Annotated in this window: 26 protein-coding genes; 5 read left to right on the top strand and 21 right to left on the bottom strand. The window is 42.4% G+C overall.

The genetic code is table 11. From position 1 onward, the window contains the following. Nucleotides 1-651: 651 nt before the first annotated feature. Both R7Z41_RS19335 and R7Z41_RS19330 read right to left on the bottom strand, forming a co-directional pair. A complete protein-coding gene (locus R7Z41_RS19335; RefSeq protein ID WP_046224244.1) occupies nucleotides 652-1,737 on the bottom strand; it encodes an AAA family ATPase in 1,086 nt (361 codons plus the stop codon). Continuing rightward, nucleotides 1,734-2,843, bottom strand: a complete 1,110-nt coding sequence (locus R7Z41_RS19330; RefSeq protein ID WP_046224245.1) for a hypothetical protein — start codon at nucleotides 2,841-2,843, stop codon at nucleotides 1,734-1,736. The genes R7Z41_RS19335 and R7Z41_RS19330 overlap by 4 nt, the downstream gene beginning before the upstream one ends. Before the next feature lie 349 nt (nucleotides 2,844-3,192). Between R7Z41_RS19330 and R7Z41_RS19325 the strand changes: the two genes are divergently transcribed. After that, nucleotides 3,193-3,567 carry a hypothetical protein gene (locus R7Z41_RS19325; RefSeq protein WP_052715035.1) on the top strand — a complete coding sequence of 125 codons (375 nt, stop codon included), beginning with the start codon at nucleotides 3,193-3,195 and terminating at the stop codon, nucleotides 3,565-3,567. A gap of 209 nt (nucleotides 3,568-3,776) precedes the next feature. Here R7Z41_RS19325 and R7Z41_RS19320 read toward each other — a convergent pair whose 3' ends face one another. The 4 genes from R7Z41_RS19320 to R7Z41_RS19305 are packed head-to-tail and all read right to left on the bottom strand — an operon-like array spanning nucleotide 3,777 to nucleotide 5,727. Beyond that, the gene (locus tag R7Z41_RS19320) at nucleotides 3,777-4,148 is read right to left on the bottom strand and encodes a hypothetical protein (RefSeq protein WP_180827199.1); all 372 of its coding nucleotides are present in this window, start codon (nucleotides 4,146-4,148) and stop codon (nucleotides 3,777-3,779) included. 57 nt (nucleotides 4,149-4,205) lie between these two features. Next, entirely contained in the window at nucleotides 4,206-4,448 is a 243-nt protein-coding gene (locus R7Z41_RS19315; RefSeq protein WP_014386860.1) for a hypothetical protein, read from the bottom strand. Between the two features lie 25 nt (nucleotides 4,449-4,473). Continuing rightward, nucleotides 4,474-5,424, bottom strand: a complete 951-nt coding sequence (locus R7Z41_RS19310) for a DNA-methyltransferase (protein ID WP_046224247.1) — start codon at nucleotides 5,422-5,424, stop codon at nucleotides 4,474-4,476. 39 nt (nucleotides 5,425-5,463) lie between these two features. Continuing rightward, nucleotides 5,464-5,727 carry a hypothetical protein gene (locus R7Z41_RS19305; RefSeq protein ID WP_226977602.1) on the bottom strand — a complete coding sequence of 88 codons (264 nt, stop codon included), beginning with the start codon at nucleotides 5,725-5,727 and terminating at the stop codon, nucleotides 5,464-5,466. Nucleotides 5,728-6,106: 379 nt separating this feature from the next. Between R7Z41_RS19305 and R7Z41_RS19300 the strand changes: the two genes are divergently transcribed. Then, entirely contained in the window at nucleotides 6,107-6,382 is a 276-nt protein-coding gene (locus R7Z41_RS19300) for a hypothetical protein (RefSeq protein WP_032073047.1), read from the top strand. A 4-nt stretch (nucleotides 6,383-6,386) separates the two neighbouring features. Here the strand turns inward: R7Z41_RS19300 and R7Z41_RS19295 are convergent, their stop codons facing one another. The 12 genes from R7Z41_RS19295 to R7Z41_RS19240 form a co-directional block, all read right to left on the bottom strand. Continuing rightward, entirely contained in the window at nucleotides 6,387-6,902 is a 516-nt protein-coding gene (locus R7Z41_RS19295) for a hypothetical protein (RefSeq protein WP_181726420.1), read from the bottom strand. Next, nucleotides 6,899-7,351 carry a thermonuclease family protein gene (locus R7Z41_RS19290; RefSeq protein ID WP_228209261.1) on the bottom strand — a complete coding sequence of 151 codons (453 nt, stop codon included), beginning with the start codon at nucleotides 7,349-7,351 and terminating at the stop codon, nucleotides 6,899-6,901. Before R7Z41_RS19290 ends, R7Z41_RS19295 begins: the two co-directional genes overlap by 4 nt. 67 nt (nucleotides 7,352-7,418) lie before the next feature. After that, nucleotides 7,419-7,841: a hypothetical protein gene (locus R7Z41_RS19285; RefSeq protein ID WP_017086025.1), complete on the bottom strand. Its 423-nt coding sequence runs from the start codon at nucleotides 7,839-7,841 to the stop codon at nucleotides 7,419-7,421. A gap of 184 nt (nucleotides 7,842-8,025) precedes the next feature. Next, nucleotides 8,026-9,600 (bottom strand): hypothetical protein, encoded by a 1,575-nt coding sequence (locus R7Z41_RS19280; protein WP_032073045.1) that lies wholly within the window; start codon nucleotides 9,598-9,600, stop codon nucleotides 8,026-8,028. Between the two features lie 18 nt (nucleotides 9,601-9,618). Further along, nucleotides 9,619-10,494: a DsbA family protein gene (locus R7Z41_RS19275; protein ID WP_032073044.1), complete on the bottom strand. Its 876-nt coding sequence runs from the start codon at nucleotides 10,492-10,494 to the stop codon at nucleotides 9,619-9,621. 12 nt (nucleotides 10,495-10,506) lie between these two features. Further along, complete coding sequence (gene sppA / locus R7Z41_RS19270) at nucleotides 10,507-11,469, bottom strand: signal peptide peptidase SppA (RefSeq protein ID WP_014386852.1); 963 nt, start codon at nucleotides 11,467-11,469, stop codon at nucleotides 10,507-10,509. 2 nt (nucleotides 11,470-11,471) lie between these two features. After that, on the bottom strand, nucleotides 11,472-12,602 hold the full coding sequence (locus R7Z41_RS19265; protein WP_014386851.1) for a hypothetical protein: 1,131 nt from the start codon (nucleotides 12,600-12,602) through the stop codon (nucleotides 11,472-11,474). Nucleotides 12,603-12,607: 5 nt separating this feature from the next. Then, nucleotides 12,608-12,901 (bottom strand): hypothetical protein, encoded by a 294-nt coding sequence (locus R7Z41_RS19260; RefSeq protein ID WP_014386850.1) that lies wholly within the window; start codon nucleotides 12,899-12,901, stop codon nucleotides 12,608-12,610. A gap of 10 nt (nucleotides 12,902-12,911) precedes the next feature. Then, on the bottom strand, nucleotides 12,912-13,385 hold the full coding sequence (locus R7Z41_RS19255; protein ID WP_014386849.1) for a hypothetical protein: 474 nt from the start codon (nucleotides 13,383-13,385) through the stop codon (nucleotides 12,912-12,914). 776 nt (nucleotides 13,386-14,161) lie between these two features. Further along, the gene (locus R7Z41_RS19250; RefSeq protein ID WP_014386847.1) at nucleotides 14,162-14,566 is read right to left on the bottom strand and encodes a hypothetical protein; all 405 of its coding nucleotides are present in this window, start codon (nucleotides 14,564-14,566) and stop codon (nucleotides 14,162-14,164) included. After that, nucleotides 14,556-14,945 carry a hypothetical protein gene (locus R7Z41_RS19245; protein WP_014386846.1) on the bottom strand — a complete coding sequence of 130 codons (390 nt, stop codon included), beginning with the start codon at nucleotides 14,943-14,945 and terminating at the stop codon, nucleotides 14,556-14,558. Before R7Z41_RS19245 ends, R7Z41_RS19250 begins: the two co-directional genes overlap by 11 nt. A gap of 54 nt (nucleotides 14,946-14,999) precedes the next feature. Continuing rightward, a complete protein-coding gene (locus tag R7Z41_RS19240) occupies nucleotides 15,000-15,812 on the bottom strand; it encodes a hypothetical protein (RefSeq protein ID WP_181726419.1) in 813 nt (270 codons plus the stop codon). A gap of 400 nt (nucleotides 15,813-16,212) precedes the next feature. Here R7Z41_RS19240 and R7Z41_RS19235 point away from each other — a divergent pair, with 400 nt between their 5' ends. Beyond that, on the top strand, nucleotides 16,213-16,674 hold the full coding sequence (locus tag R7Z41_RS19235) for a hypothetical protein (protein WP_014386844.1): 462 nt from the start codon (nucleotides 16,213-16,215) through the stop codon (nucleotides 16,672-16,674). Nucleotides 16,675-17,537: 863 nt separating this feature from the next. Here the strand turns inward: R7Z41_RS19235 and R7Z41_RS19230 are convergent. Beyond that, nucleotides 17,538-17,828: a hypothetical protein gene (locus R7Z41_RS19230; protein WP_014386843.1), complete on the bottom strand. Its 291-nt coding sequence runs from the start codon at nucleotides 17,826-17,828 to the stop codon at nucleotides 17,538-17,540. A 24-nt stretch (nucleotides 17,829-17,852) separates the two neighbouring features. Next, nucleotides 17,853-18,407: a conjugative transfer protein MobI(A/C) gene (gene mobI / locus R7Z41_RS19225; protein WP_014386842.1), complete on the bottom strand. Its 555-nt coding sequence runs from the start codon at nucleotides 18,405-18,407 to the stop codon at nucleotides 17,853-17,855. A 472-nt stretch (nucleotides 18,408-18,879) separates the two neighbouring features. On the opposite strand from mobI, the gene R7Z41_RS19220 reads away from it, so the two are divergent. Together R7Z41_RS19220 and R7Z41_RS19215 are read left to right on the top strand one after the other, a co-directional pair. Continuing rightward, nucleotides 18,880-19,857: a ParM/StbA family protein gene (locus tag R7Z41_RS19220; RefSeq protein WP_181726418.1), complete on the top strand. Its 978-nt coding sequence runs from the start codon at nucleotides 18,880-18,882 to the stop codon at nucleotides 19,855-19,857. Nucleotides 19,858-19,870: 13 nt separating this feature from the next. After that, nucleotides 19,871-20,146, top strand: coding sequence for a hypothetical protein (locus R7Z41_RS19215; RefSeq protein ID WP_014386840.1), 276 nt, complete (start codon nucleotides 19,871-19,873; stop codon nucleotides 20,144-20,146). Nucleotides 20,147-20,222: 76 nt separating this feature from the next. Here R7Z41_RS19215 and R7Z41_RS19210 read toward each other — a convergent pair whose 3' ends face one another. Continuing rightward, entirely contained in the window at nucleotides 20,223-20,750 is a 528-nt protein-coding gene (locus tag R7Z41_RS19210; protein WP_342749706.1) for a FlhC family transcriptional regulator, read from the bottom strand. Nucleotides 20,751-20,780: the final 30 nt, after the last annotated feature.

Raw genomic sequence — 20,780 nt, 5'->3', positions numbered from 1 at the left:
AAAAATTCATGCGCTTGCTCTGGGAGATCAAATCTCATTGCATCAATTTCTGAACTACCACTGGCATTGATACGCCACTGAGCAGAAACAGCACTAGGAACTATAAGTGCTAACAAACAAGCTCTTGCAATTAAGTTAGTATGAAAATGATCCACTGGTTTCTAAAGTCCATTAATTACCTTCTACACGGACTCTATTATCAACTTAATCAAAGAGATTAACTTCATGCTTAACTGCCCTATACGGGCGCATACAGACATGAAACAATGGCTAATATGGAAGCGGGTTTTAATTGAATCGCTCGACTTTGTTTTACTGCTCATAGCAGTGAAACGAAGTTGAGTGATCAGCGAAGCCGCATCAGCGGTGAACGCTACTGATCATATATAGATCCATAGGATCATAAGATCATGCAGCGTGTTAGGTAGCTTAATATCAGGAAATTTCCTAACTTTAAGCTTTGTTTCTGTAAGCTAAAGCTTAATATTAGGAAATTGAAGCTTAATATTAGGAAGTTCATCTCTATCACATAGCTTAATATTAGGAAACACACCTATATCTAAGCTTAAAATGAGGAAACGCCTTAATCCGTATATATAGCTTAATTTTAGGAAAAAGGCGTTAAGCAATAGCTTAATTTAAGGAATTGGATTACTTGGAGGACTTACCAGTACGAAGTTCGGAGAGCTCTGATGCCATGCCACCACCAAATGGGCCATGACTGGTTTGTTGGGCCAAGCGCTTCGATTCCTCAGATAGAAGGGAGTCATCTCTGTGTATCAATCCTGGCTCTTCTGAAAGACGCGATAACCGTCTTTTAACTGGTTTATCTGCTCCTGGCTTTTTCTCATTATCACTATCACCGTCTAATTGATCATTTCTAAGTTGGATAACGACTTCTTGATCAACGTGCAATAGTGAATTGTTACTCCAGTGCAGCCTTATCGGTTTTCTCCACTGCTGGTCAAAAGGCACATAGTTAGCTTTGATATGACGCAAACGAGTCTCTTGTACCGTTCCATCTTTCTTGTCTATCAACTGATCTAAATACAGATGAAGTTTTGACTTTGAGAGAGTGGAAGATAAACCAGAGCCAGAGACGCTGTTGATTATCTCCTTTCCTCTGCTCACATCTTTTGTCGGATGGTGAACAACAAGAACCGCGACATTCGCTTCATTGGCAAGCCTCTCCAAAGCAATTCTGATGTAATAGTCATCATCTACTACGTCAGCTGAGCCAATTGCATCACGCAATGTATCTATAACTACCAAGTCGTACCCTTTGGCCGTGGCAATAAGTTTTTCCAGTGCACTGGATGCTTCTTCCCACTCTTTAGTATGTTTAGATGAGCCTGAACTACAAATTGGATCAGAATGCTTGTATATCCCAATGCTCGATTTTAATCGGTCTTTGATGCTGGTGGAGAACTCAGTCAAATGTGCTTTGATACGCGGAAGTGTTCCGGGCAAGGAATCTTCGATCGGCCATATCAAAGTTCTAAGCACTTTGTTTTCCTCATCCCGTACACCAATTAATGGGTACTCTGGCAAAGCCATCTCATAAGCTATTGATAAAGACAAATAGCTCTTACCAGAATCAGGTGGAGCGATCAGAAATCCGACACTGCCTCGAAACAAACCTTTCAAAATCTGTTCTTTGTTGGAATTGGCTAAACTTTCATTAATGTCTTCTTCGCTTAGAGCGATAACATCCTCATTGTGGAGTGTTGTTGTCATGTCGTTACCTCTTCTTTCTCTTCATCGCCCAGGTACAACAGCATAATATCTTGCTTACCATCGTCACGTACTTTCTCTTGGAGTAGCAATCGGAAATCTCGCAATAACACATCCTTTTTCAAAATGACTTCGGCCATAGTGTTATTGATATGGCGACTCAGATGCTGTTTAGACACTCTAACCTTGTTGGCATAGTAATCTTTAATAAGGTGACTCAGATACTTACCATGTACATATTCACGCTTATGAGCATCAATATATTTACAGAAGTCAGTAACAGCATGTTTGCCCGTTAGCTGCGGGTAGACTTTTAAAAAACGTTTCCGGCTAATAGCTCCCTCTTGTCGCAAAGACGCAGTGAAAGTCTTATGCACTCCAACTATGAAGTGAGTGATCGTATCTGCCCTGATAGATCCTTTATTTTTAATCCCATCCAGAACCAGCAATGGAATGTAGTTGCTGTCCACCAGCTTCATTCGCGTGTGGTAGTGAGGTAGCGTTTCACCATCCTTCTCGTAATCCAAGACCAGTAACATTTGTGATAGCCTTTGAAGTCTTGTCATTACTGTGTTCTTGTTGGCCTTTTGATTTTTCAGGTTCAAGAACTCAAACAGTGTTGTGAAGTCACAAAGGAAGTAGTCGTATACCCCACTAAACATTTTTGTATCGAGAAGGTTGTGGTATTGGTGTGACAACTTATCCAGTTCGACATTAATCTGCGCGAGCTCAATAGCCTGGCGAAGCGTTAAGCCAGATAGGTCTACGTACATCCCCCCTACACTAACGATCCCTTCCAGTAGATGTCTGTCATCGGCCAAGCAGACAGCACTGTATACGTCGATTCTAACGGCATCGAATTCACGTTTATTAGTCCCCTTCTTCCAGTATGGCTTTGACAAGCTGGTGGATAGAAGAGGCTTTTGTGCCAGTAGCTGTTGCTCAAGTTCAGCCTTGTTACCACTGATCCTTGTAATTAAGTCTCGCGGAATTCTACCTGGCAAAAAGATGCAATCCATTAACGTAGTAGTCGATGGCCTGCTGCCAAATGCCTCGTTGACTATCTCAGCAGGGAAATACCCTTCTAAATTGTCTGTGTTACTACTCATTTTTTAATACCGTAATGTTTTTTTGAAGCATACCACATACCTTAAAAAGAGGAAAACAAGCCAAATAGATGTGATTTATACCTTAAAAAAGGACAATAGAACGCTTTACATTTCACGTTATAGCTTAATTTTAGGAAATGTTCGACCATACCTTAATTTTAGGAAAAGCCAGATCACGCTCTTAGGCATTGCTACATAAGACTTTCACATGTGAAAGTGGGCTAAGCGTGTTTCTGGGTCACGGTTGCATTTTTTAATTCCATGATATTATGGAAGTGTAAGTTGAATTGAATGAGGGCTTGACGGTGATGCCGAGATAGCTTTCCAGAGTCAATTAAGGAGACGAAAAATGAGACACATACTTAACCTAGTTGCTTTAGCAGTGATTCTTCTTGGCGTTGCTATGATTGAAACTAACGATAATCAATGGGGTTTGGCTGTAATCAGCGTAGCGGTTGTTTTCTGGTTGATGCCTCTGCTTAGGCTTGTTCATAAAAATGCAGTAGTAATGGTCGTCTTTTGGTCTGGCGTAGCTTACTTTTCATGGCAGGTTGCCGTAGTTGCTCTTTTGGCGTTTGTTGTTTTTTCGGCCACAGCTTCAATCAAGCGCGTTCCAAATACTCCTGCTATTAAAAAGCAACGGTTTATAGTTAATCCTTCTTCTGGTCTGGTGATGAAGAACAAACACTTTGATATCGCTGGCAATGGATTTGCCATTCTCTAGGAGCCATCCTTGCCTCCTAGAGCCCTTAGCAATCTACTTCCACTGAGCCGAGATTGGCAATCTCAATTCTCGTATGACTTTTCCCGTTTGCACTAACAGCTGATATGAGTATATGAGCTGACAATTCAGCTGACTCGTCCATAGTTAAGCCTTGCTCAATACAACTCTGAATGAACATTTCCGCAAGCTCTTTCTTTTTAGGGTCCATTCTATTTGTTCTCCGTGATAGTAATTGCCATAGTTAGATGCTGATTTTCGCTCTCTGGCGCACCTTTTTTAAAAGGAATGATATAGCCGGATTCTGGAAAACCTTCGGCTACCGTGTAAACAGTATCGCTCCCCTCTTCTGTTGGCTTTTGGGCAAATAAAGCTAAAGCTTGCCCTTGATGCTCTTCGTTTAGTAGCCAGAAGGATTGGTTTTCATGTGTGTGTAGCTCTCCATTTGGATGACGCACAAGATATTGTTCAGAGCCATATGCGTCACGCTTCTCTCGTACTTGAACGATATAACCAACAGCATGGTCGAAATCATACTCACTACACATATGTACGACAGGCCCTTTGCTGAACCTGTCGAACATCCTGGTTATTGCACCAACGGCTTAGTCCTGCTTTATCACATTGCTCTGGCATTCTTGCTATCCCAGATTTTTTTGATGTTGCAGAGTATTGAAACGCAACTTGCTTTTAACCAAGCAAAATGTGGCACCTAAGATGGTGCTTGCGGCTAAATAAGCAACGGAGATAAGCGTGATGCGATCCCAATCTAAAGGTGAAGTAGAACCAGTAAAATGGGTTACAGCAGCAAACTCCAGAGCCAGGACTAAAATACAAAGCATGGATACAACCAGTGTGCTTGGTGTGTTTGAAGGTTTGTTCATAATGTACTCTCCAGTAATCACGAGTTTATTTAACACTTCGACCGACACAGGCCAAAGCAGGATTCATCCAAAAGCCAGCAAACGAGCTAAACAACTCAGCTTGTGTTCGCACGTACTCTAAAATTAAGTCACATGCAACCCAACGTCGCCCCGCTCTCTCCGCTGCCAGTCCGGTTTTATTGCTACCAGAAAAGAGATCAACCACCAGCTCATCTTCATTGGTTAGGAACTCAATAGCGAATGATGGAATGTCTGTAGGAAACATTGCAGGGTGTGGTGGTAAACCCAATTCCTTGGCTATCTTCCTTACTGCTGATGTATCAGCACAACGATGACCTCGTTGGATTATGTTTTTAGGGATCTTGCCTTGCGTTTTATTGGAAAAGGCATTCCCTCTTAATCGGTAAGCACCATCACCGTAAGTAGCGATACGACTATCGCCCCCTTGTTCGAGTAATTTCTTATGTTGCTCAGTGTGCTCTACCAAAACTCTTCGGTTATCAGAGCGAACTCGGTCTGGATCGTTCGTAAACCAGTAAACAGGTTCCCACGCGGAACAAAGCTGCATACGGTTAACGCAAGCCCATTGGGTTGGAGCTGGTGGCTTGGATGTGTTTATCCAGGGCCAACGGTCCATTAATGAAAGCCCTAATCGATCATTTAGAGCTAAGACCATACGTTCAAGGTAAGTTGAACGCGAAGGGCGTTTACTTTCAAAAATGTCGTTACTCACGTTGAGTACCACAGAACCCCCTGGCACCAAGTTTTCTACAATTGGTTCCAAAGACTCGGTGATAAAGTCCACCCATGCCTGTTCACTAACATTCCCATACCCGCGCTCGATTTTTAAAGGATACGGAGGGGATGTCACACAAAGGTGGATCGGTTCTCCAAGCTCTGTGAATACCTTTTTGCTATTTCCCCAAATAGCGATGCCTAGATTTGTTGAATATGCGACAAGCTTTACTTCGCCCATTGCTTCATGAAGCCCTTTTTTATTTTTGTTTGCCAGCTTCTATACGCCACGCTCACCGTCCACTTTTTGGATGATATTCATGGACTTTAATGTTTGCTGAAACCAACGAATTTTTCTTTTGATAGGGCTGTGTTGTGCCTTGGCTTTGCCGATTTCGGCTTTAGTATTGATTTCAGCCTCTGATAGCCCGGCTATACTTGCTACCTTCGCATATAGCTCGGCATTGGTCATTGGACCATCAGCTTGTGCATAAGCTTCTTCCACATGGAAAAGCTCCAGCTGCCCCTGCATGTTTGGTTTCATTTATGCTCCAGACCAATATTAATAATTCATAGAATCATTTTATAGTTCTTTAAATGAAATGGCAATATCTAAATCCTGTAGAGATGTCGGTATATCTCTTCGATGGAATTGAACTAATTGGATAATGGGAGCTCTTTAAAGTGATTCATTGTTGAGTTTATGGCGACTTAGCTAGGGTAACGTTTTGTAAAATATGAGATTCCTGCCAACTTATGCCACAGACTTTCACATGTGAAAGTGCGAGTTGGATCTTCTTTATCTATAATGAGATCCTTGCGATGTTCTGACAGAACATTTTATGTTCATTGATAAGATCTACTATATTAACTATTACTTATCGTGAACCTTTGAAAGCAACTTATTTATTGGGTAAATATTAGTGTTTAAATTAAATACACTGCACGAAGCTGTGCCTGGCGTGGATCTAGATAGCCTGCCAGACATTAAAGCAGTAATAGGCCAAGCAGAACCGCTTGAAGCAAGTATGATGACGGTAATTGCATATCGTGAAATGCATAACGCCAACATTTTGAACCTTAGTGAGCGAGAGCGATTTTTTTTGAGTATGTCTTTGATGAAATGCTTTGTGGAGAAAGGGCTTCTATCGTCAGGTGATATGATGAAGTACCGACTTTCACATGTGAAAGTCGGCTGAGGATTTAGTGGATTTGTGTCGGTTGCTGGCACATTGGACAAACGTTACCGCGATAGTTAGGCAATACCAAAACTCTACTTGCCACGTTAACTAAGATTTTGTAGAGCAACATTCTCGCCGTTACCAAACCAACTGCAAAACACCCACCGTAACCAACAACTCTATTTTGAGCAGCTTTTAAGTACTCTTGCCCTATGAGTTCTTCTGCGTTCTCGTAGTTTGTAAGTTCGGTCATAGTTGTTAGATAGACACCTCTAATCTCTTGGGCAAGGAATGCCGCAACACAAAAGATAATGATGGTACACAGTATTCTTACATGGGTTAAGCGGGATATCCCCGCTTTAAACTCATAGTAGATATTGAATACAAGGGAGAACATAAGAGCAAAAAGTAGTGGCTCTGGAAGCGTCAGCTGGTGGAGGTATATCCGGATCAGGCCGATATAGACAAAAATACCAAATACATTCAAAGCCAATGTGCTTACATCCCTACCCAGTTGGTTGTTAATGGATAGTTTCACTTTTTACGTCTCCATTCCCAAGGTGGCATTCTTTCTGCCTCCGGCAATGCCCATAAGCCTACACCATTCTGTTTTGCCTCTTGCTCGTAAGAAAACAGTTCAGTGCTTTTTGCATACCGCCTGTATACCCATGCGTTACCCGTTTTTACCAGTTGTCCGTTTACCCACAAATCATCGACGTAGATATGACCAACAATGCGGCCATAACGATCAACGTCGGTTTGTTCTACACGAACGACTTTCCCACCCACTATAGAAAGAAGGGCTTGTTTTGCTTTCTTTCCCCAGGGTTGTTTCGACTCGGGTGTGTCGATTTCTGCAAGTCTAATACGGTGTTCTTTTTTACCATCGGTACACTGATAGGTGCCAGTGCATGAGGCATCTGTGAGGACTTTTATAGTGTCACCATCGCTGACTCGTACCACCTTCCCATAAAAGGTTTCAGCCATAATTGGTGCATTAAAAACGAAGTAGAGAAGGGTGGTAGTTAGAATTTTTTTAAGCATGATTAATTCCTTACTGTTGTCCTGATAGAGCATTCCACATTTGTTTGTGTAATGCCGAAATAGCGGTATAGGCCCCTTTCATTTCTGGTCGCTCCAGTTCCTTCAAGAACCAAAGAGACCCTAAGAGAATCGCTAAACATCCACCAGCCAGCATTAGATCATTGAACGTCATGAATAGGCTGTACCCAGACAAGCAGACATTGCACAGCATCCAAATTTTAGTGAAGAGCAATCCAGTTGAGTGATAGGTTACAAGCAAGTACGAAATGAAAGATGCGCATACTAGAACTAAAATTGGACCTCCCAACCACGTCGTCCATGTTTGAGTACCAAGAGGCGAGGGTAGTTCTAGTAACCATACTCCAGCACTCCAAATTACAGCTGATGCCATCATGTAGGCTGCTGCCATTTTTATCATCATTTGTGGTTTCATAACACTCCTTACCTATTCCACTTTCACATGTGAAAGTTGTTTTTAGGTTGTTTTTTCATTTAATTCCGATCCATAGCTGTGACGGATACTGTCATCGTTGAACCAGAAGCCCTTTTTGGATGGGGACTTAGTAGTCTCCAATCAAAAAGGCCCCAATTACTGGGGCCGCTTTCACATGTGAAAGTCAATTTGTGCTGATAGAGATAAATACTGACTTTGTGCCATTTACATCTTTCAGCCATGACATTGCACCATAATCTCCATCGACCATCGCGCTGTACCGTTCCCGCACACCTAGACCACACAAGAGGTCATCAATCGCTGTTGTTGGGTCACAGGATGGACGATATGTTTCTTGCCAATGGATATCTCCAGATTCGATGTATGCCTCTTTGATATGGAAGTACTCGCCATTCCAAGTTGTATATAACTTGTCGTCATTTCCAGAAAACAAACGTGGATATATAGCACCGTTTGAATTGAGCTCTGTGACGTTACTTGCTATGGATTGTTCTAATGTGGCAAACATTAGCTTCTCTGTTCTGATGGTATTGCCAACAACATTGTCGCGTTGACGCCACACAGCATGAACATCTCCATTGGTACTGGTTAAGCTAGCTTGCCCTGCATCGGCACTTATATTGGGAATGCCTGAGATAGGAGAGTAACCATTGTTGTCATTACGCCATGTTACGCCGATTAGGTCAGAAGAACCCGACCCTCGGCTTTCAGACCATAGCGCATAGCTAGTAAGGTTAGTGTTGATAGATGCTAAACCACTCTTGACTCCATCATCATCAATAACGCTGCGTTCCACTACAGGCGTATTGAATGGACCAAGTTTGACGGTATGTTTGGCTAGGACATCATTTTCATCATCAGCGCCCTTTTCGATACTTAGGATTTCAAGTACGCCAGGAGAAGTTTCTACTGAATGTATCGAGATAGCACTTTTAACTTCACCGTCACTGTTTGTTTTTATATTTCTCGAAAGTTCTGTCGTTGCAATGATATTGGCTTTTGTGCCGTCGTTGCTTAACCAGGCTATTGCCAATGCATTTGTATCGGAGCCAAAAATCGGAGTTTGCCAGATAACGATGCTTTGTCCTGACGGGTCAGTGAAGAGAGTGTTGTCGGTGATTTTTACTCGACTTTCCTCATTCGTAGCTGCCGCGTCAGTCATAAGTACATGATCAACTTCTAATGGTGGGGACCATTCTTGTGTTGTTGCGTCGTAATAGGAAACGTTCAGTTTCTGGTTGTTACTATTGTCTCTCTGTACCCATGTAATATAGGCATTACCATGATTTGAAAGGCTCATTTGAACAGAGCTCTTATAGTGGTTTTCATCGACAATGAATGGTTGCCAGTCTGATCTTAGTATTTCACCAATATCGGCACTTATCTTGACTTTGTTAGGTACATTGCCATTCGCATAGTCTTCGATAGGGGCTACAGAAGCATATAGCTCATCCGGTTTGTCATTGTTGGCTTCTTCGACCCAGGCACTGTATAGAACAGCCGAACCATTTTCGTTTTGTAGCTGGATGACAGGAAGTGTTGCATCTCTTGTTGGAGAGCTCAGTAACACTTCTTTTTGCCATTCTCGCTTAGCGACCGTTGTTGTTTCTGTTGAGTTGTCTTGGTTATTGCTTTCACTACCATTGCCATTGGAAGTAGTTCCAGTGCCTCCACTGGAACCACCACATCCTGCCAACACTGATAGTAGAGCAGCTGCTAAAGCTGTTCTTCTTAACATCAATTACATCCTCTGTTGTTAGTTGTTTTCGGATTCAATCATCATTTTTCGAATGATGGCCGCGATAGCTTGTGATGGCTGTGCCCCACGAATAAGCTGAGTTTTCCCAGTTTGGTTATCTACGATGAAAGTCGCTGGTGTACCTGAAATGCCATTTTCAGTAGCTTGCTTCACATCTGCTGCTATTTTCAGGTCGTAACGGCCAGAAGCTAAACACTCTCGAACTAGGGAAGCATCGGCACCAACACTCTCAATAACTTCTGCCAAATTAGGCACTCCACCACCATTGCCTTGTGATTTGGCAAATACTTCGTCTAAGAACACCCAGAATCCACGGTTGCCTTTTTGTTCAGCAACACATTCCGCTGCTAACGCTTCTTTTTCTGCCGCTGGGTTATGAAAACTCAATGGCAGATGTTTCCATTGCCAGTTGATATTCCCGTTACTTGCATCCACCACTTCTTTTGGTGTGTCGTGGAATTTTTTGCAGAACGGACACTCCAGGTCAGAAAATTCCACCAGCGTGAATCGAGCGTTCAGGTTTCCATATATGCGTTTATCGTCAGGCACTTGTTCGGGAGCTGATTCGTATTTTGCGTATTTAGCCTGAATATCCTGTTCGCGTTTCTGTTGAACGAAATGTTCCAGTGCTTTTTGAACTGCATTGTTAAAGCGCTCTTCTGATTTAAAGCGATAGTCACTTTCTAGTTGAGTAATCTTCGACTGGAGAGAATCGCGCTCTTGAATGAGCAACTCTTTGGTCTGGTAAATTTGATATCCCACTGTAGCGACAGACGCTCCCAAAATTAGGGTCATAGCAGCACCAACGGCCAGTAGCTTTTTCTGCATTGGACTGAATGATTTTTGTTGTTGTGGTGTGGTTTGTTCTGACATTACATTTTGTCCTTAGTAAACTTTTACAGTTGCCAATTCATGAATCAGGGTTGAAGCTTCCATTTTTGCGCGTTGTGTTAAGCGCTTAACGATGTCTTCACTTGGTGAGTAATCAACGAGGTTTGTTTCTTCTATAACATTGCGAGAAATAGAGTGTAGGCTTCCTAAACCATCAATTAACCCAATCTCAAGTGCTTGCTCTCCATTCCAGATCAATCCAGAGAACACTTTTGGATCGGCTTTGAGTCGTTCACCACGGCTCTCTTTTACTCGCTCGATGAACTGCTGGTGGGTTTTCGATAGCACTTCCTTCCAGAAGCTAGTTATCTCTTCTGAAAGAGGGGAGAATGGGTCTAACAAAGCTTTGTTTTCACCAGATGTTATAGCTCGTCTTTCAATACCCAATTTTTCCATGAGCCCGGTAAATCCGAAGCCAGAACTGATGACACCAATAGAGCCAACCATACTTGCTTTGTCCGCATAAATTTTGTCTGCGGCCACGGCGATGTAATAGCCACCAGATGCACCGATATCATCAATTACAGCGATAACTTGTTTTTCTGGGTATTCTGCTTTTTGAGCTTGAATCTCTTCGTATATTCGACCTGCTTGCACAGGGCTTCCACCAGGACTGTTTATTCGTAGAACGACAGCTTTTGCATGGGGATTTTTGAAAGCAGCCTGAATGGAAGGTATTAGATGATCTTCATCTGCAAGTGAACCCGCAGCGATTTCTCCTTTGATATTAATGAATGCAACATGTGGAGTGTCAGCTTTGGATGTCTGCCAAGGTAGTCCTCCTGGATTTGAAGCTACGGTTAGAAATGCAACTATCATAAGGACAAAGCCAAGGGAGCGAATCAACTGAATCCCTCTTCGCCATCTTCTGTCTTTTACCTGTTCCTTATGGAGGGTAAAGACCAGATCTTTAATCATGTCTTTTTCCCATGCTTCTGGTTTATTGTTTTCACTCATGTTTATTCCTTAGTTGTGGTTTGTTTTCGACCTGGGTGAGGTGGAACCAGAAACAGCTCCCATTCTTCCTCGGTTAATTTGTTCTCTTTCGCTAATTCAAGTTTGTCGGCTTGTTTTAACCTCTCTGATAACGTGGATTCCGCTAACCCGAAATTAGTAGCGACTGCCGCAACGGAAGGGTATCCCTTGCCATTTATCACAATTTCAACATCGGCTTTTCGATTAGGGGGAATAGCGTTGAGTACCTTTTCCCAGTCCATATCTGAAAGCTCGTTACATCGTGCCTTTTCCAATAATTCTCGATGTCGAAGTCTCTGGTAGAGAGCCGAGTACGTTAAGTTAGCGGCTTCGGCTAGATGGTTTAACGTGGGGTAGGAATCACCTTTATAGGTGATAGGTTTGTTGGCCGCCTTTGGGCCCTTGTTTGGAGCTGGTGGTTCAGATAAGACTGAGTTCCAGTTCTCATCTGTCATAGTGTTGGTTTGGTAGGCTTTTAATAGCCCTTTATCCCTAATCCTTGAATAGAGAGTCCTTTCTGCTTTACCAGTTTGTTGGGCCAGTTCGGTTAAACTAGCGTAGGGTTTTCCTTTGACGTAAATAGGTGAACTCTTTCTTCGCCTTGCTTTACGTTTTTTAGTCTTTTTTTCTGGGCAAAATGTGCCAGCTTCTCTTTGTTCTATGAAGACAGAGCTAGTTTCTGCGTTGAAGAACTCATCCGCTATTCTATTTTTAAGCTCCGTTGCCCTGGCTATGACGACATCAAGCATTCGATCAACAGCCACAGCATTTGCTGCACTATACGGAACCAGCTTTCCTTCGCGGTTGCGTTTAAGGCTAAGTGCTTCTGCTTCTCGGCAAAGCTCTGTACATTGAATAGCGAAATGTCCGGTATCTTTCATTAGGTATGATGAAATGATGCCGCTCATTTTCCTCGTGAATCTTGAAGTCATATATTGAACATGCCCATCCATCAACTCCTGGCTTTCTATACCAAGCTTTCTGGACAGCTCTTCAATATCTTTTTGTTTATAACGGAAAGCCGAGTGTTTTAAGCTTTGTGCATTACGAATAAGCTCTTGACTCGCGCCATGTCTCTCCAAGTCGGATATTAGGAATGGGGCCAATAGATCCATGCGCACTACACTCCAACTCCAATGACCTTCAAGACAAATAGGCATAGCATTGAATAGAAGGGGGTTAGCAGTAGAGATGCCATGACCATACCGAATACTCGTGCTGGCATTTTTTTAGCGTACATAACCATCCAAGGCATCATTGCACATAAGGCAGCGATCATTGCTCCACCAGCGCCAAGCTCAGGGAAAAGCACTGATTGGATAAGGATAAACAGGCATTGAGCATAGCCAGCTTGATTCAATGGCTTGTTACTAAGGTTTTCTTCACTTTTTTCTGGTGTTTGAGTTCTTTCCACATTTCGCTCCTTACGCCAACTCTGGTTCACCGAAGTATTGACGGTATAAGTCGTGATCATTCGCTAACAGACGCTTGACTGTGCTTTCATCAATCTCATTAATTGCCATGATTAGGATTTGGTCTTTCCCAATCACACTCATATCTACAGTGAACCAAGTGCCTCTGACCGATTTAGCAAGAATTTGTAGGTTCCAAGGCACTTTTATCTCGTTGGCCGCAGTGATGTTTGAAACCTTAACAACCGTTGCATCCTTCCCGAGCCAGCGTTTGTTATCAATGACAAGATCCATATTGTCGAACGCTGATTTGGCTGCTTTTTTGCGGATTTCTATGATGGAGTTTGAGCCTCCATTCTTGGCCGCAAGCCAAAGAACTACCCCTAATGCTGTACAGGCGACGATAGGTTTACCTGCAAGACCAGCAATTACTCCGCCGATAGATATCAGCAACATCATTGCTTTATTGATTCTTGTTAATGGCATAAGCCCTCCTTTGCCATGAGAGTAACGGATAAACAGCAAAAGCTTCTCACGGCAACATGCCCAATAAGGGCAACTGAGAACTCAATGAAACAATCCCTCACACGAACAGGACGTCTTTATTAGTCCTTGCCTAATAGCCTGATATTTGTAGTAGAGAGAGACGACTTTTTTTTCATTCAGTAACTTTGTTCTGATGTAACGAACCTTGTTCTTTCCGTCGGGCTGTGGGACAACCGTTCTAACGTACCCGTAATCGGATACCTCTAAGTTGTATTGATTTTTAAGAATCACTCGGTATACAGATAGCTGGATTACATCCGATTCAAAGATCCTGTTATCTTTCCTTAACTTGGTATCCAGAGGGATAAGGACTTTCTTTTTTGATAAAAAAACCTGATCAACTCTTCCATGCAGAGGTACAGGTAGTGTTGTTGCCACATCTTCTTCACAAAGAAACAGAGTTGCGTTTCTCAACTCTTTTGGCATGTTTTCTTCACTCCACCAGCTGAGCACCTCATGCAAATGCTTTTTCCGCCATAGGTCTACTTTGGCAATTAGAAATGGAGCGACAATCAGTGAAACTAACAACAAGACTATATTCATAAGATACTCTCGATTACTTTATAGTATCATTATATAGCCCCTTAAATATTTGTCACGTAGCCACTTAGGAAGTACTAAGCATTTAGGTTCGGTATGAGGGAAGGGGTAGCGTGAAAGACTTTTAGGGCAGGGAAGAGCCCCGTGTAGAAGGGGCTATTGCAGCTGGTGGAGCACTAGTGAAGCAAAGAGGGGACTTTCACATGTGAAAGTCTACCGTCAGACATCATATCTAAGGTGTCTACATCTAAATTTGAGTCTCTTAGCCCTTTTCCTTCGTAGACGATATCTGGTGTGCAGCTTGATTTAAATACGCCGTGGGGAATATGATCGAAATCCCCAAGCCACATTCTAAGTCTGAGATCAACGATGTAGTCTCCTGGCAATGTAATCCAGCAATGAGGGGTTACTACGTCTCCTGACGACTTTTCTGTTACATAGCCGAACATGCAACAGTGTTCAACGTTGGCTTGTTTCAGAAGATGGCTTACTAGATAAGTCATTCCATCACAGTCAACCTGACAGTCCTCCAACACAAACAGAACTGTTTCTAATTCAGAAAACCATTCCTCATTGATCATTTGAAAGTTCCTTTTTATTTATCTCATTCTCAAAAGGGTACGGCTTTCTTCTTTCCGCCAATTCAATGTCTGCTCCGCACTGTTTACATAACCCCTGTTCCTTTGCACAGCTGTCGCAGACTGCATCAGTAGCAGTTGAGCCGAACTGCATTGTTTCTTCGCAAACACCACAAGGTTTTGATGTTATCGCAGCTCCTCCTATTCGTTGAGAACGAGCGTAATAGCAACATAAACACAAATGCATGGACTCTCGTTTTTCCTTTTCGACGTCAGAGGTAATCCTTTCGGCAAGTTGGAGTATGTGCTGGATTTGTTCTTTAGCTCTTTTGTTTCTATATGAAATTGTTGAGCGTGTAATTTGTTCTTTCTGCTGCTGCATGTCTACCTCCTGAAAAAGGCAATCTCCCTAAGCAAAATGCTTGGGGAGAGCTAATTAGTTCTCTGGGTGTATGAACAATAGAGGTTCGCCATTGTCGAGTAGATAAGGCGTTTTAAATTTAGATTCACCTACCTGTATGTTCCCAGATGCTACGTAAACATAAGCCCAAGAGGGAAGTTTTCCGCTTACAAGTGAATATATTTTGTCGCTTGGGACATGGCTACCTTTGCCGGGAGTAACTCGGAATCGGTTGTAGTAAACACTGTGGTTTGATTCAAAAGCATACGAATCAATTTCATCGACTCCGACAAAGCTAGGGGCCTTTGCTTCGCGGGGCTCAAAGACTTCGGTTGCTATGTAGCAGAGATCCACATTTGTCATGCCTGGTTTGTATATGGGGCAACCGTACTCTTCACTGTGAAAGTAGAACTCTACTTTGCGTTCGGAATTGCCATTTGTTGCTTCATACTCTAATCCCATTTCTTCTAGCGTTGATTCAATGGCCGTTTTCATTTCAGACAAAAGTTTTTCTTGAGCATTTTTGGTGGATGACGCTTCGGACTTTGGCATCCATGCAATTACGCTGTTTCTGGATGCTGTGTCGGGCTGCTCTAAAAGAGAGGTGACAAGCCCCAATCCTAACCCTGATGTTAAATCTAGGTTCGCACCGAAGGAGGAGGTAAACAAAAGAGAGTTTGTCGCAGCGCTGCCTGCAAATTGCAAAGACTCGTAATTCTCTCTTGGGACGTATTTGTCACTTACATCGTACAATCCACCAGCCTGCGCGATGTTATATGCACGACTGTGTGATTCATCGTATGACACTGGTTGGGAAGTTGACGCACAACCAGTCATTATTACCGACATTATTGACACGCCTAAACCTATTAGTTTTCCATTTATCATTACCTAACTCCTAAGTTGTTTTTAGGTTGCTTTTGTGTTCCTTTAGTGAACAATGCAACTTTACCTTATCTATCAAAACACTACCTTAAAGGCACTTTGCTTTTCTTGACGGCATTCAATCTATTTTTATGCATACCCAGCATTCAATCTAAATGTCGTCTTTGGGTTGCTTTTCGATATTTCACATTGAAAAGCCAAGTCCGTTTTCGGTTTGCCTTTTAAGCTCATTATATGACCTTATAAAGATGATGCAATACACTAATTCACGGCTGGTTAAAGTAAATGTCAGTACGGTCGATTAAAGAAAATCAGTGTCCTATGCTTTTTATTGGACGCTCAGAATTGGCTTGGAGAGCCTTGTATGGAATTTGTCGTTATTACTTTCTTTGGATTAGCTATATCCACGCTGGTGGTGCAATACACTTCTCGGCGTACTAACGGAACAACGCTAAGTTATTCCCAGTCTTTTAAGGTCGTCTTAATTCGCAGTGGAGTGGCTGTGGGGGCTGGGTTTTTGATTGGTAGATTGTTCTCAGTAGCGATTTCAAAAGGCTTTCTGAATAAGGATGTTTTGATAGAACAACCTCTGGTTGTTGCAGGTATAGTTGCGTTTTGCGGCCTAGCTTCGTTCCTGGCATTTCAGTGGGGTTACTCAAAGATTTCCGGCAAACAGGTCTCTCTGTTGTCAGCTCTCAAGTTCGCAGTCAAAGAGATAGGGTACTTTATGTTACTGCTTGCTGGAGTGTTTGTTCTTTCGTTAGCTCTGTTTGGTATTGTGGAGGTTATGGCGAGTAATGGTTCTGAGTTGTCTATCCGGTCTTGATTCGATGTGTGATGTTATTTCGGTGCTCGGAAACATCACCAAACCGGGTTCTAATTCATTGATTAGCCTCTAGTGCTATTTATCTTCTTTGCTTTCACCAAAGCAGTTCCTATGGACCGAAGGAAACACAACTAGGTAGTACCAAGCATTACATAAATCCTTCGGTATCTTCAAGACATTCATATCTGCATCATTTTTTATGACGTTCATCGTATGGCGATAGTGAGCTGGATACCGCGTTTGCAAAGGTAATAAAGCTCGCAATACTTGAGAATAGAACTTCTGAGCTGGCCGCAAGGCAAGTATACACATTGATTTTCTGGATTAACGTAAGACCAGCAAGTGGTTTCGTTAACTCTAGGACCTGCACTGTTGGAGTCTTTTAGGTTGCTAATTGGTAGAGCTCCCTAATTTGGTTTTGGGGTAGGTTTGATATTGATTCATAGACATAAGGCGCGATCGGTTAACTGATCGGGTCTGTATGTTAATTGGCTTGGTGTGTTCTGGTGCGTCATTTGTGTTTTGTCACGCTATGTTCTGCTGTGACATTGTTAGAGCTCTCGTCTCGTTCGAATTTTACCTGGCAATCATGTTTAGTATCCGATTGGTGATTTGTAGAGGGCAGCGTTGTGTTTGGGGGTAATCACCTAATGGAAGTAAGCCGAGAGGATGTAAGCCATTATTTCGACTCTGACATTAAAACCTTTGCTGTGTCTCAATGCTGCTCTTAACAACGTGCAAATTCTGTGTATCAGTAAGGTTTGTTGTGAGGTGACAAATGATGTTTTTATCCACAGAAAAAGTGGATAAGTTTTGTACTAACACCAATTCCTCTGTGTCTTGTGAGTGCAAATTACCCTTGCTTAACTTGCGTATAAAGCTACTAGTGATAGCAATCCCATAGCGAACGCACCGCTTAAACATAGTTGCAGCACACGACGGCATTTAACTTGTTTGTCTGTCATAAAGCGCTGTGTGGCACTCTCATAGGAGAAGTGAGCAAATTCACCTCGCAATGTATCACTGGTTCCGTTAAAAGCGTTAGAGAGCTTTCTAGGCGCTCTCTCGTTGATCCTTTTACTCACTCGTGATCGTTTGATCATTTTTTCACATTTGCCTAATTTTGCCATTTCAGTGGCTGATACAGAATTCATGTTGGTCTCCTTGGTTCATTGTTCTTATAGTTCAACCTTTCGCTTATCAATAAGTTTTTCGTAGTCATTCAGAAGCCTACGGATCTTCATTAGTACATTTGAGCGTTGTCTTAGCACTGCGTAGTATTCTTCGGTCATTTTTATGGACTTGAACTCATCGTCAGTGGCTTTTTTGAATGCTGACAAGTCGTATTGATTGCCTGTCCCTTTCTTGAGGTATGTTGAATACACTTGGGATTTACCCCCCTTTGGATCTGGCTTGAAACGGTTTAAAAACCATTCGGCAGATAGGCTTCTTCCATTCATTCTTGCCCTAGTTCCGAATCGCCATTGATTATTTTCGTCCTCTTCTTCTCTGGCTATTCTGTTTGATGCCCAATGTACGTCTGCTCTTTTCTTTGCTTCAACGATAAGAACTTTCATCTCTTGCTCTAGTGCGGTTTGTATCTCTAGAACAAAGTCTCTTGATATTGCTTCAATGTCATCAAGGTACAGTTCAGATCTTTCATCCTCATTTTTGGGATCTAACAAAAGATCCCAGTCTATATTTGCCTTCTTACTGGTTTTATCCGTACTCATTTCTTAGGCTCCTGAGCTGGCTTTAGCGTGGCTAATAGCAAAATTCCTAACCAATTCCTATCCAAATACCTATCTATCTGGAGGATTTAACTCTTTTATCCAGATAGATAGGTACTCTCTTACGATAGCTCGTGAATTATTTTTGTCAACGCTCTATCTATCTGGATAATTTGTTACCAATATCCTAGATATTGCAATCTTTATGATTATGTATCGGTTTTATCCAGATAGATATAGGATTTCTACTCATAAATATTTCACTATACACCAGCGAGGTTATTAAAGAGTCTTGAGCAAATGCTTCGATTGTTGCTTTTTTTTGGTTTTTTTAATCGAAAAGCAATCTAAACGCCCCTTTTGGGCAATTGTGGAGGCGGTCTTGGTAAATGTCGTGATGTAAATTGTCTCTCATCGGCTGAATTGCATCTAAAAGCCATCTTGTGATTACTTTTTGATTTAATAGGAGTGGGGCATGTTTGTTCTTGGTCTAGATATTGGATACTCAAACTTAAAACTTGCATTCGGAGAGAAGGGGGAAGAGCCTAAGGTTGAAGTTCTGCCTGTAGGCGCTGGGCCAGCAGAGCTTATGCCTCAGCAGTTAATGGGAGGCGCGTCTAATTGTATCCTGGTGGACATAGACGGAGAAAAATGGGTCGCTGGGGTAGAGCCAGATCGATTGCAGGGTTGGGAAAGAGAGTTACATGGTGATTATCCCTCAACCAAATCGTATAAGGCTTTATTTTTAGCTGGCTTACTTTTGAGCGGACGTTCAGAGATTGATGTTCTTGTAACTGGTCTTCCTGTTGATCAGTTTATGGATAAGTCTAAGAGAGATGCACTTGTTGAACGTCTTACTGGTGAGCATCAAATTTCACCTAAAAGAAAGGTGCTGGTGAAATCAGTTGTAGTCGTGCCTCAGCCTGCCGGAGCGTATATGGATGTGGTTAGTTCTTGCGATGATGAGGAACTGTTAGAAATCATAAATGAAGGTCGAACAGTTGTTATTGACCCTGGGTTTTTTAGTGTTGATTGGGTCGCTCTCGAAGAGGGGGAGGTACGTTATCAATCTTCTGGTACGTCTCTGAAAGCAATGTCTATTCTTCTACAGGAACTAAATAGACTAATACAAGAGGACTATGGTACGGGACCTGGATTAGAAAAAATCGAAAAAGCTATCCGCTCGAATAAGAAAGAATTGCTTCTACACGGTTCGAAAGTTCCTCTTAGTGAGTACTTCGATAAGGCTGCGTCTAAGGTTGCTCCAAATGCATTAACGCCTATGAAGAAGTCTATGCGTGAAGAAGGTATGGCTGCTGATGCTGTGTTGCTTGCTGGTGGAGGAGCTTCGGCTTACAAAGAAGCTGCAAAAGAACTGTTCCCTCATTCAAAGGTTGTGGTTCCTTCCAACGCAGTGGCATCGAATGCTCGTGGTTTTTGGTTCTGCGGCTAGTTAAGGGGGACATATGGCTAGTAGTGATTGGGATGGGAAAATTAGTAATTTCAAAGTCTCAGAGCAGGCATTTCCCGAGCTTTATCAAGAGCTATCTCAAATGCATCATAAGGAACGTTGTGACCGTCTTAGATGTTTAGCTATGTTAGGTATGTATGCTCTTAGAGGTGGGGCAATGACTACAGTCCAACACTTTAGCCCTCCACTTGAAGAGCAGGTTGAAGAGAAAAATAATAAGTTAGACAAAGCTAGGAATGGGTTGAAAGGTAAATTGCTGCAAAGTGTATGACGCAGATTGTAAATAGAGCGTTGTTCCAATAGAAAAGGGGTGAGAAATCTCACCCCTTTTTTAATCAATGAGCAAATCAAGCATAAGAATAGTTGCTTTCATGGGTGAGCGATTCTTCTTCATTTTTTCCGCTACATGCTTGGTTTTTACAGAAAGGGCAATCCACACTTGTTCTTTGATTAACTGATGTGAAGTAGTTGCACTTGCAGCTATGACAAGTTTCTATCATAGCTTCACCAGAACGCAGCTCTTGGGCTAAACACCACGCATCGGTGATGTCGAGCATCTGCCAACGAGTTCCTTTCATTCCAGGCGTCTCATTTCTAATAGCGCAATACATTTGGTAAGCCACATGGAGTGCATCAATGTTTATTGAACGAAGGGCCGCTTCGCCAGCTATATTGTAATAAAGCTGCATCAATAGAGACGCTTCAATCTTTGATGTATGGCTATGAATCAAAGTTGCACCTCCACGCGCAGTTCTACTCTTCCTGCAAATTTCAAGACCTTCATCTTCTAGCTCTTTGTACATTCTACGTACTTGCTTGTAGGTAAGTCCTGTTTCTACCATGATGATCTTGGTAATGTATCCAGCCAAAGCCATGTTCCTAGCCGATATCCATCGGGCCAAAGA

The sequence above is a fragment of the Vibrio sp. 1457 genome (assembly GCF_033340195.1).
Taxonomy (GTDB): domain Bacteria; phylum Pseudomonadota; class Gammaproteobacteria; order Enterobacterales; family Vibrionaceae; genus Vibrio; species Vibrio alginolyticus.
Note: the sequence above shows the minus strand (reverse complement) of the source record. Positions and strands in the feature narration are given on the sequence as shown.

Coding starts and splice junctions, on each gene's coding strand:
- R7Z41_RS19280 (WP_032073045.1), bottom strand. CDS start 9,600: ATGTTAAGAAGAACAGCTTTAGCAGCTGCTCTACTATCAGTGTTGGCA.
- R7Z41_RS19325 (WP_052715035.1), top strand. CDS start 3,193: ATGAGACACATACTTAACCTAGTTGCTTTAGCAGTGATTCTTCTTGGC.
- R7Z41_RS19290 (WP_228209261.1), bottom strand. CDS start 7,351: ATGGCTGAAACCTTTTATGGGAAGGTGGTACGAGTCAGCGATGGTGAC.
- R7Z41_RS19285 (WP_017086025.1), bottom strand. CDS start 7,841: ATGAAACCACAAATGATGATAAAAATGGCAGCAGCCTACATGATGGCA.
- R7Z41_RS19275 (WP_032073044.1), bottom strand. CDS start 10,494: ATGTCAGAACAAACCACACCACAACAACAAAAATCATTCAGTCCAATG.
- R7Z41_RS19265 (WP_014386851.1), bottom strand. CDS start 12,602: ATGGATCTATTGGCCCCATTCCTAATATCCGACTTGGAGAGACATGGC.
- R7Z41_RS19335 (WP_046224244.1), bottom strand. CDS start 1,737: ATGACAACAACACTCCACAATGAGGATGTTATCGCTCTAAGCGAAGAA.
- R7Z41_RS19305 (WP_226977602.1), bottom strand. CDS start 5,727: ATGAAACCAAACATGCAGGGGCAGCTGGAGCTTTTCCATGTGGAAGAA.
- mobI (WP_014386842.1), bottom strand. CDS start 18,407: ATGAGTACGGATAAAACCAGTAAGAAGGCAAATATAGACTGGGATCTT.
- R7Z41_RS19245 (WP_014386846.1), bottom strand. CDS start 14,945: ATGCAGCAGCAGAAAGAACAAATTACACGCTCAACAATTTCATATAGA.
- R7Z41_RS19315 (WP_014386860.1), bottom strand. CDS start 4,448: ATGAACAAACCTTCAAACACACCAAGCACACTGGTTGTATCCATGCTT.
- R7Z41_RS19220 (WP_181726418.1), top strand. CDS start 18,880: ATGTTTGTTCTTGGTCTAGATATTGGATACTCAAACTTAAAACTTGCA.
- R7Z41_RS19310 (WP_046224247.1), bottom strand. CDS start 5,424: ATGGGCGAAGTAAAGCTTGTCGCATATTCAACAAATCTAGGCATCGCT.
- R7Z41_RS19215 (WP_014386840.1), top strand. CDS start 19,871: ATGGCTAGTAGTGATTGGGATGGGAAAATTAGTAATTTCAAAGTCTCA.
- R7Z41_RS19330 (WP_046224245.1), bottom strand. CDS start 2,843: ATGAGTAGTAACACAGACAATTTAGAAGGGTATTTCCCTGCTGAGATA.
- R7Z41_RS19235 (WP_014386844.1), top strand. CDS start 16,213: ATGGAATTTGTCGTTATTACTTTCTTTGGATTAGCTATATCCACGCTG.
- R7Z41_RS19230 (WP_014386843.1), bottom strand. CDS start 17,828: ATGAATTCTGTATCAGCCACTGAAATGGCAAAATTAGGCAAATGTGAA.
- R7Z41_RS19250 (WP_014386847.1), bottom strand. CDS start 14,566: ATGATCAATGAGGAATGGTTTTCTGAATTAGAAACAGTTCTGTTTGTG.
- R7Z41_RS19210 (WP_342749706.1), bottom strand. CDS start 20,750: ATGGCTTTGGCTGGATACATTACCAAGATCATCATGGTAGAAACAGGA.
- R7Z41_RS19255 (WP_014386849.1), bottom strand. CDS start 13,385: ATGCCATTAACAAGAATCAATAAAGCAATGATGTTGCTGATATCTATC.
- R7Z41_RS19320 (WP_180827199.1), bottom strand. CDS start 4,148: ATGTTCGACAGGTTCAGCAAAGGGCCTGTCGTACATATGTGTAGTGAG.
- R7Z41_RS19240 (WP_181726419.1), bottom strand. CDS start 15,812: ATGTCGGTAATAATGACTGGTTGTGCGTCAACTTCCCAACCAGTGTCA.
- sppA (WP_014386852.1), bottom strand. CDS start 11,469: ATGAGTGAAAACAATAAACCAGAAGCATGGGAAAAAGACATGATTAAA.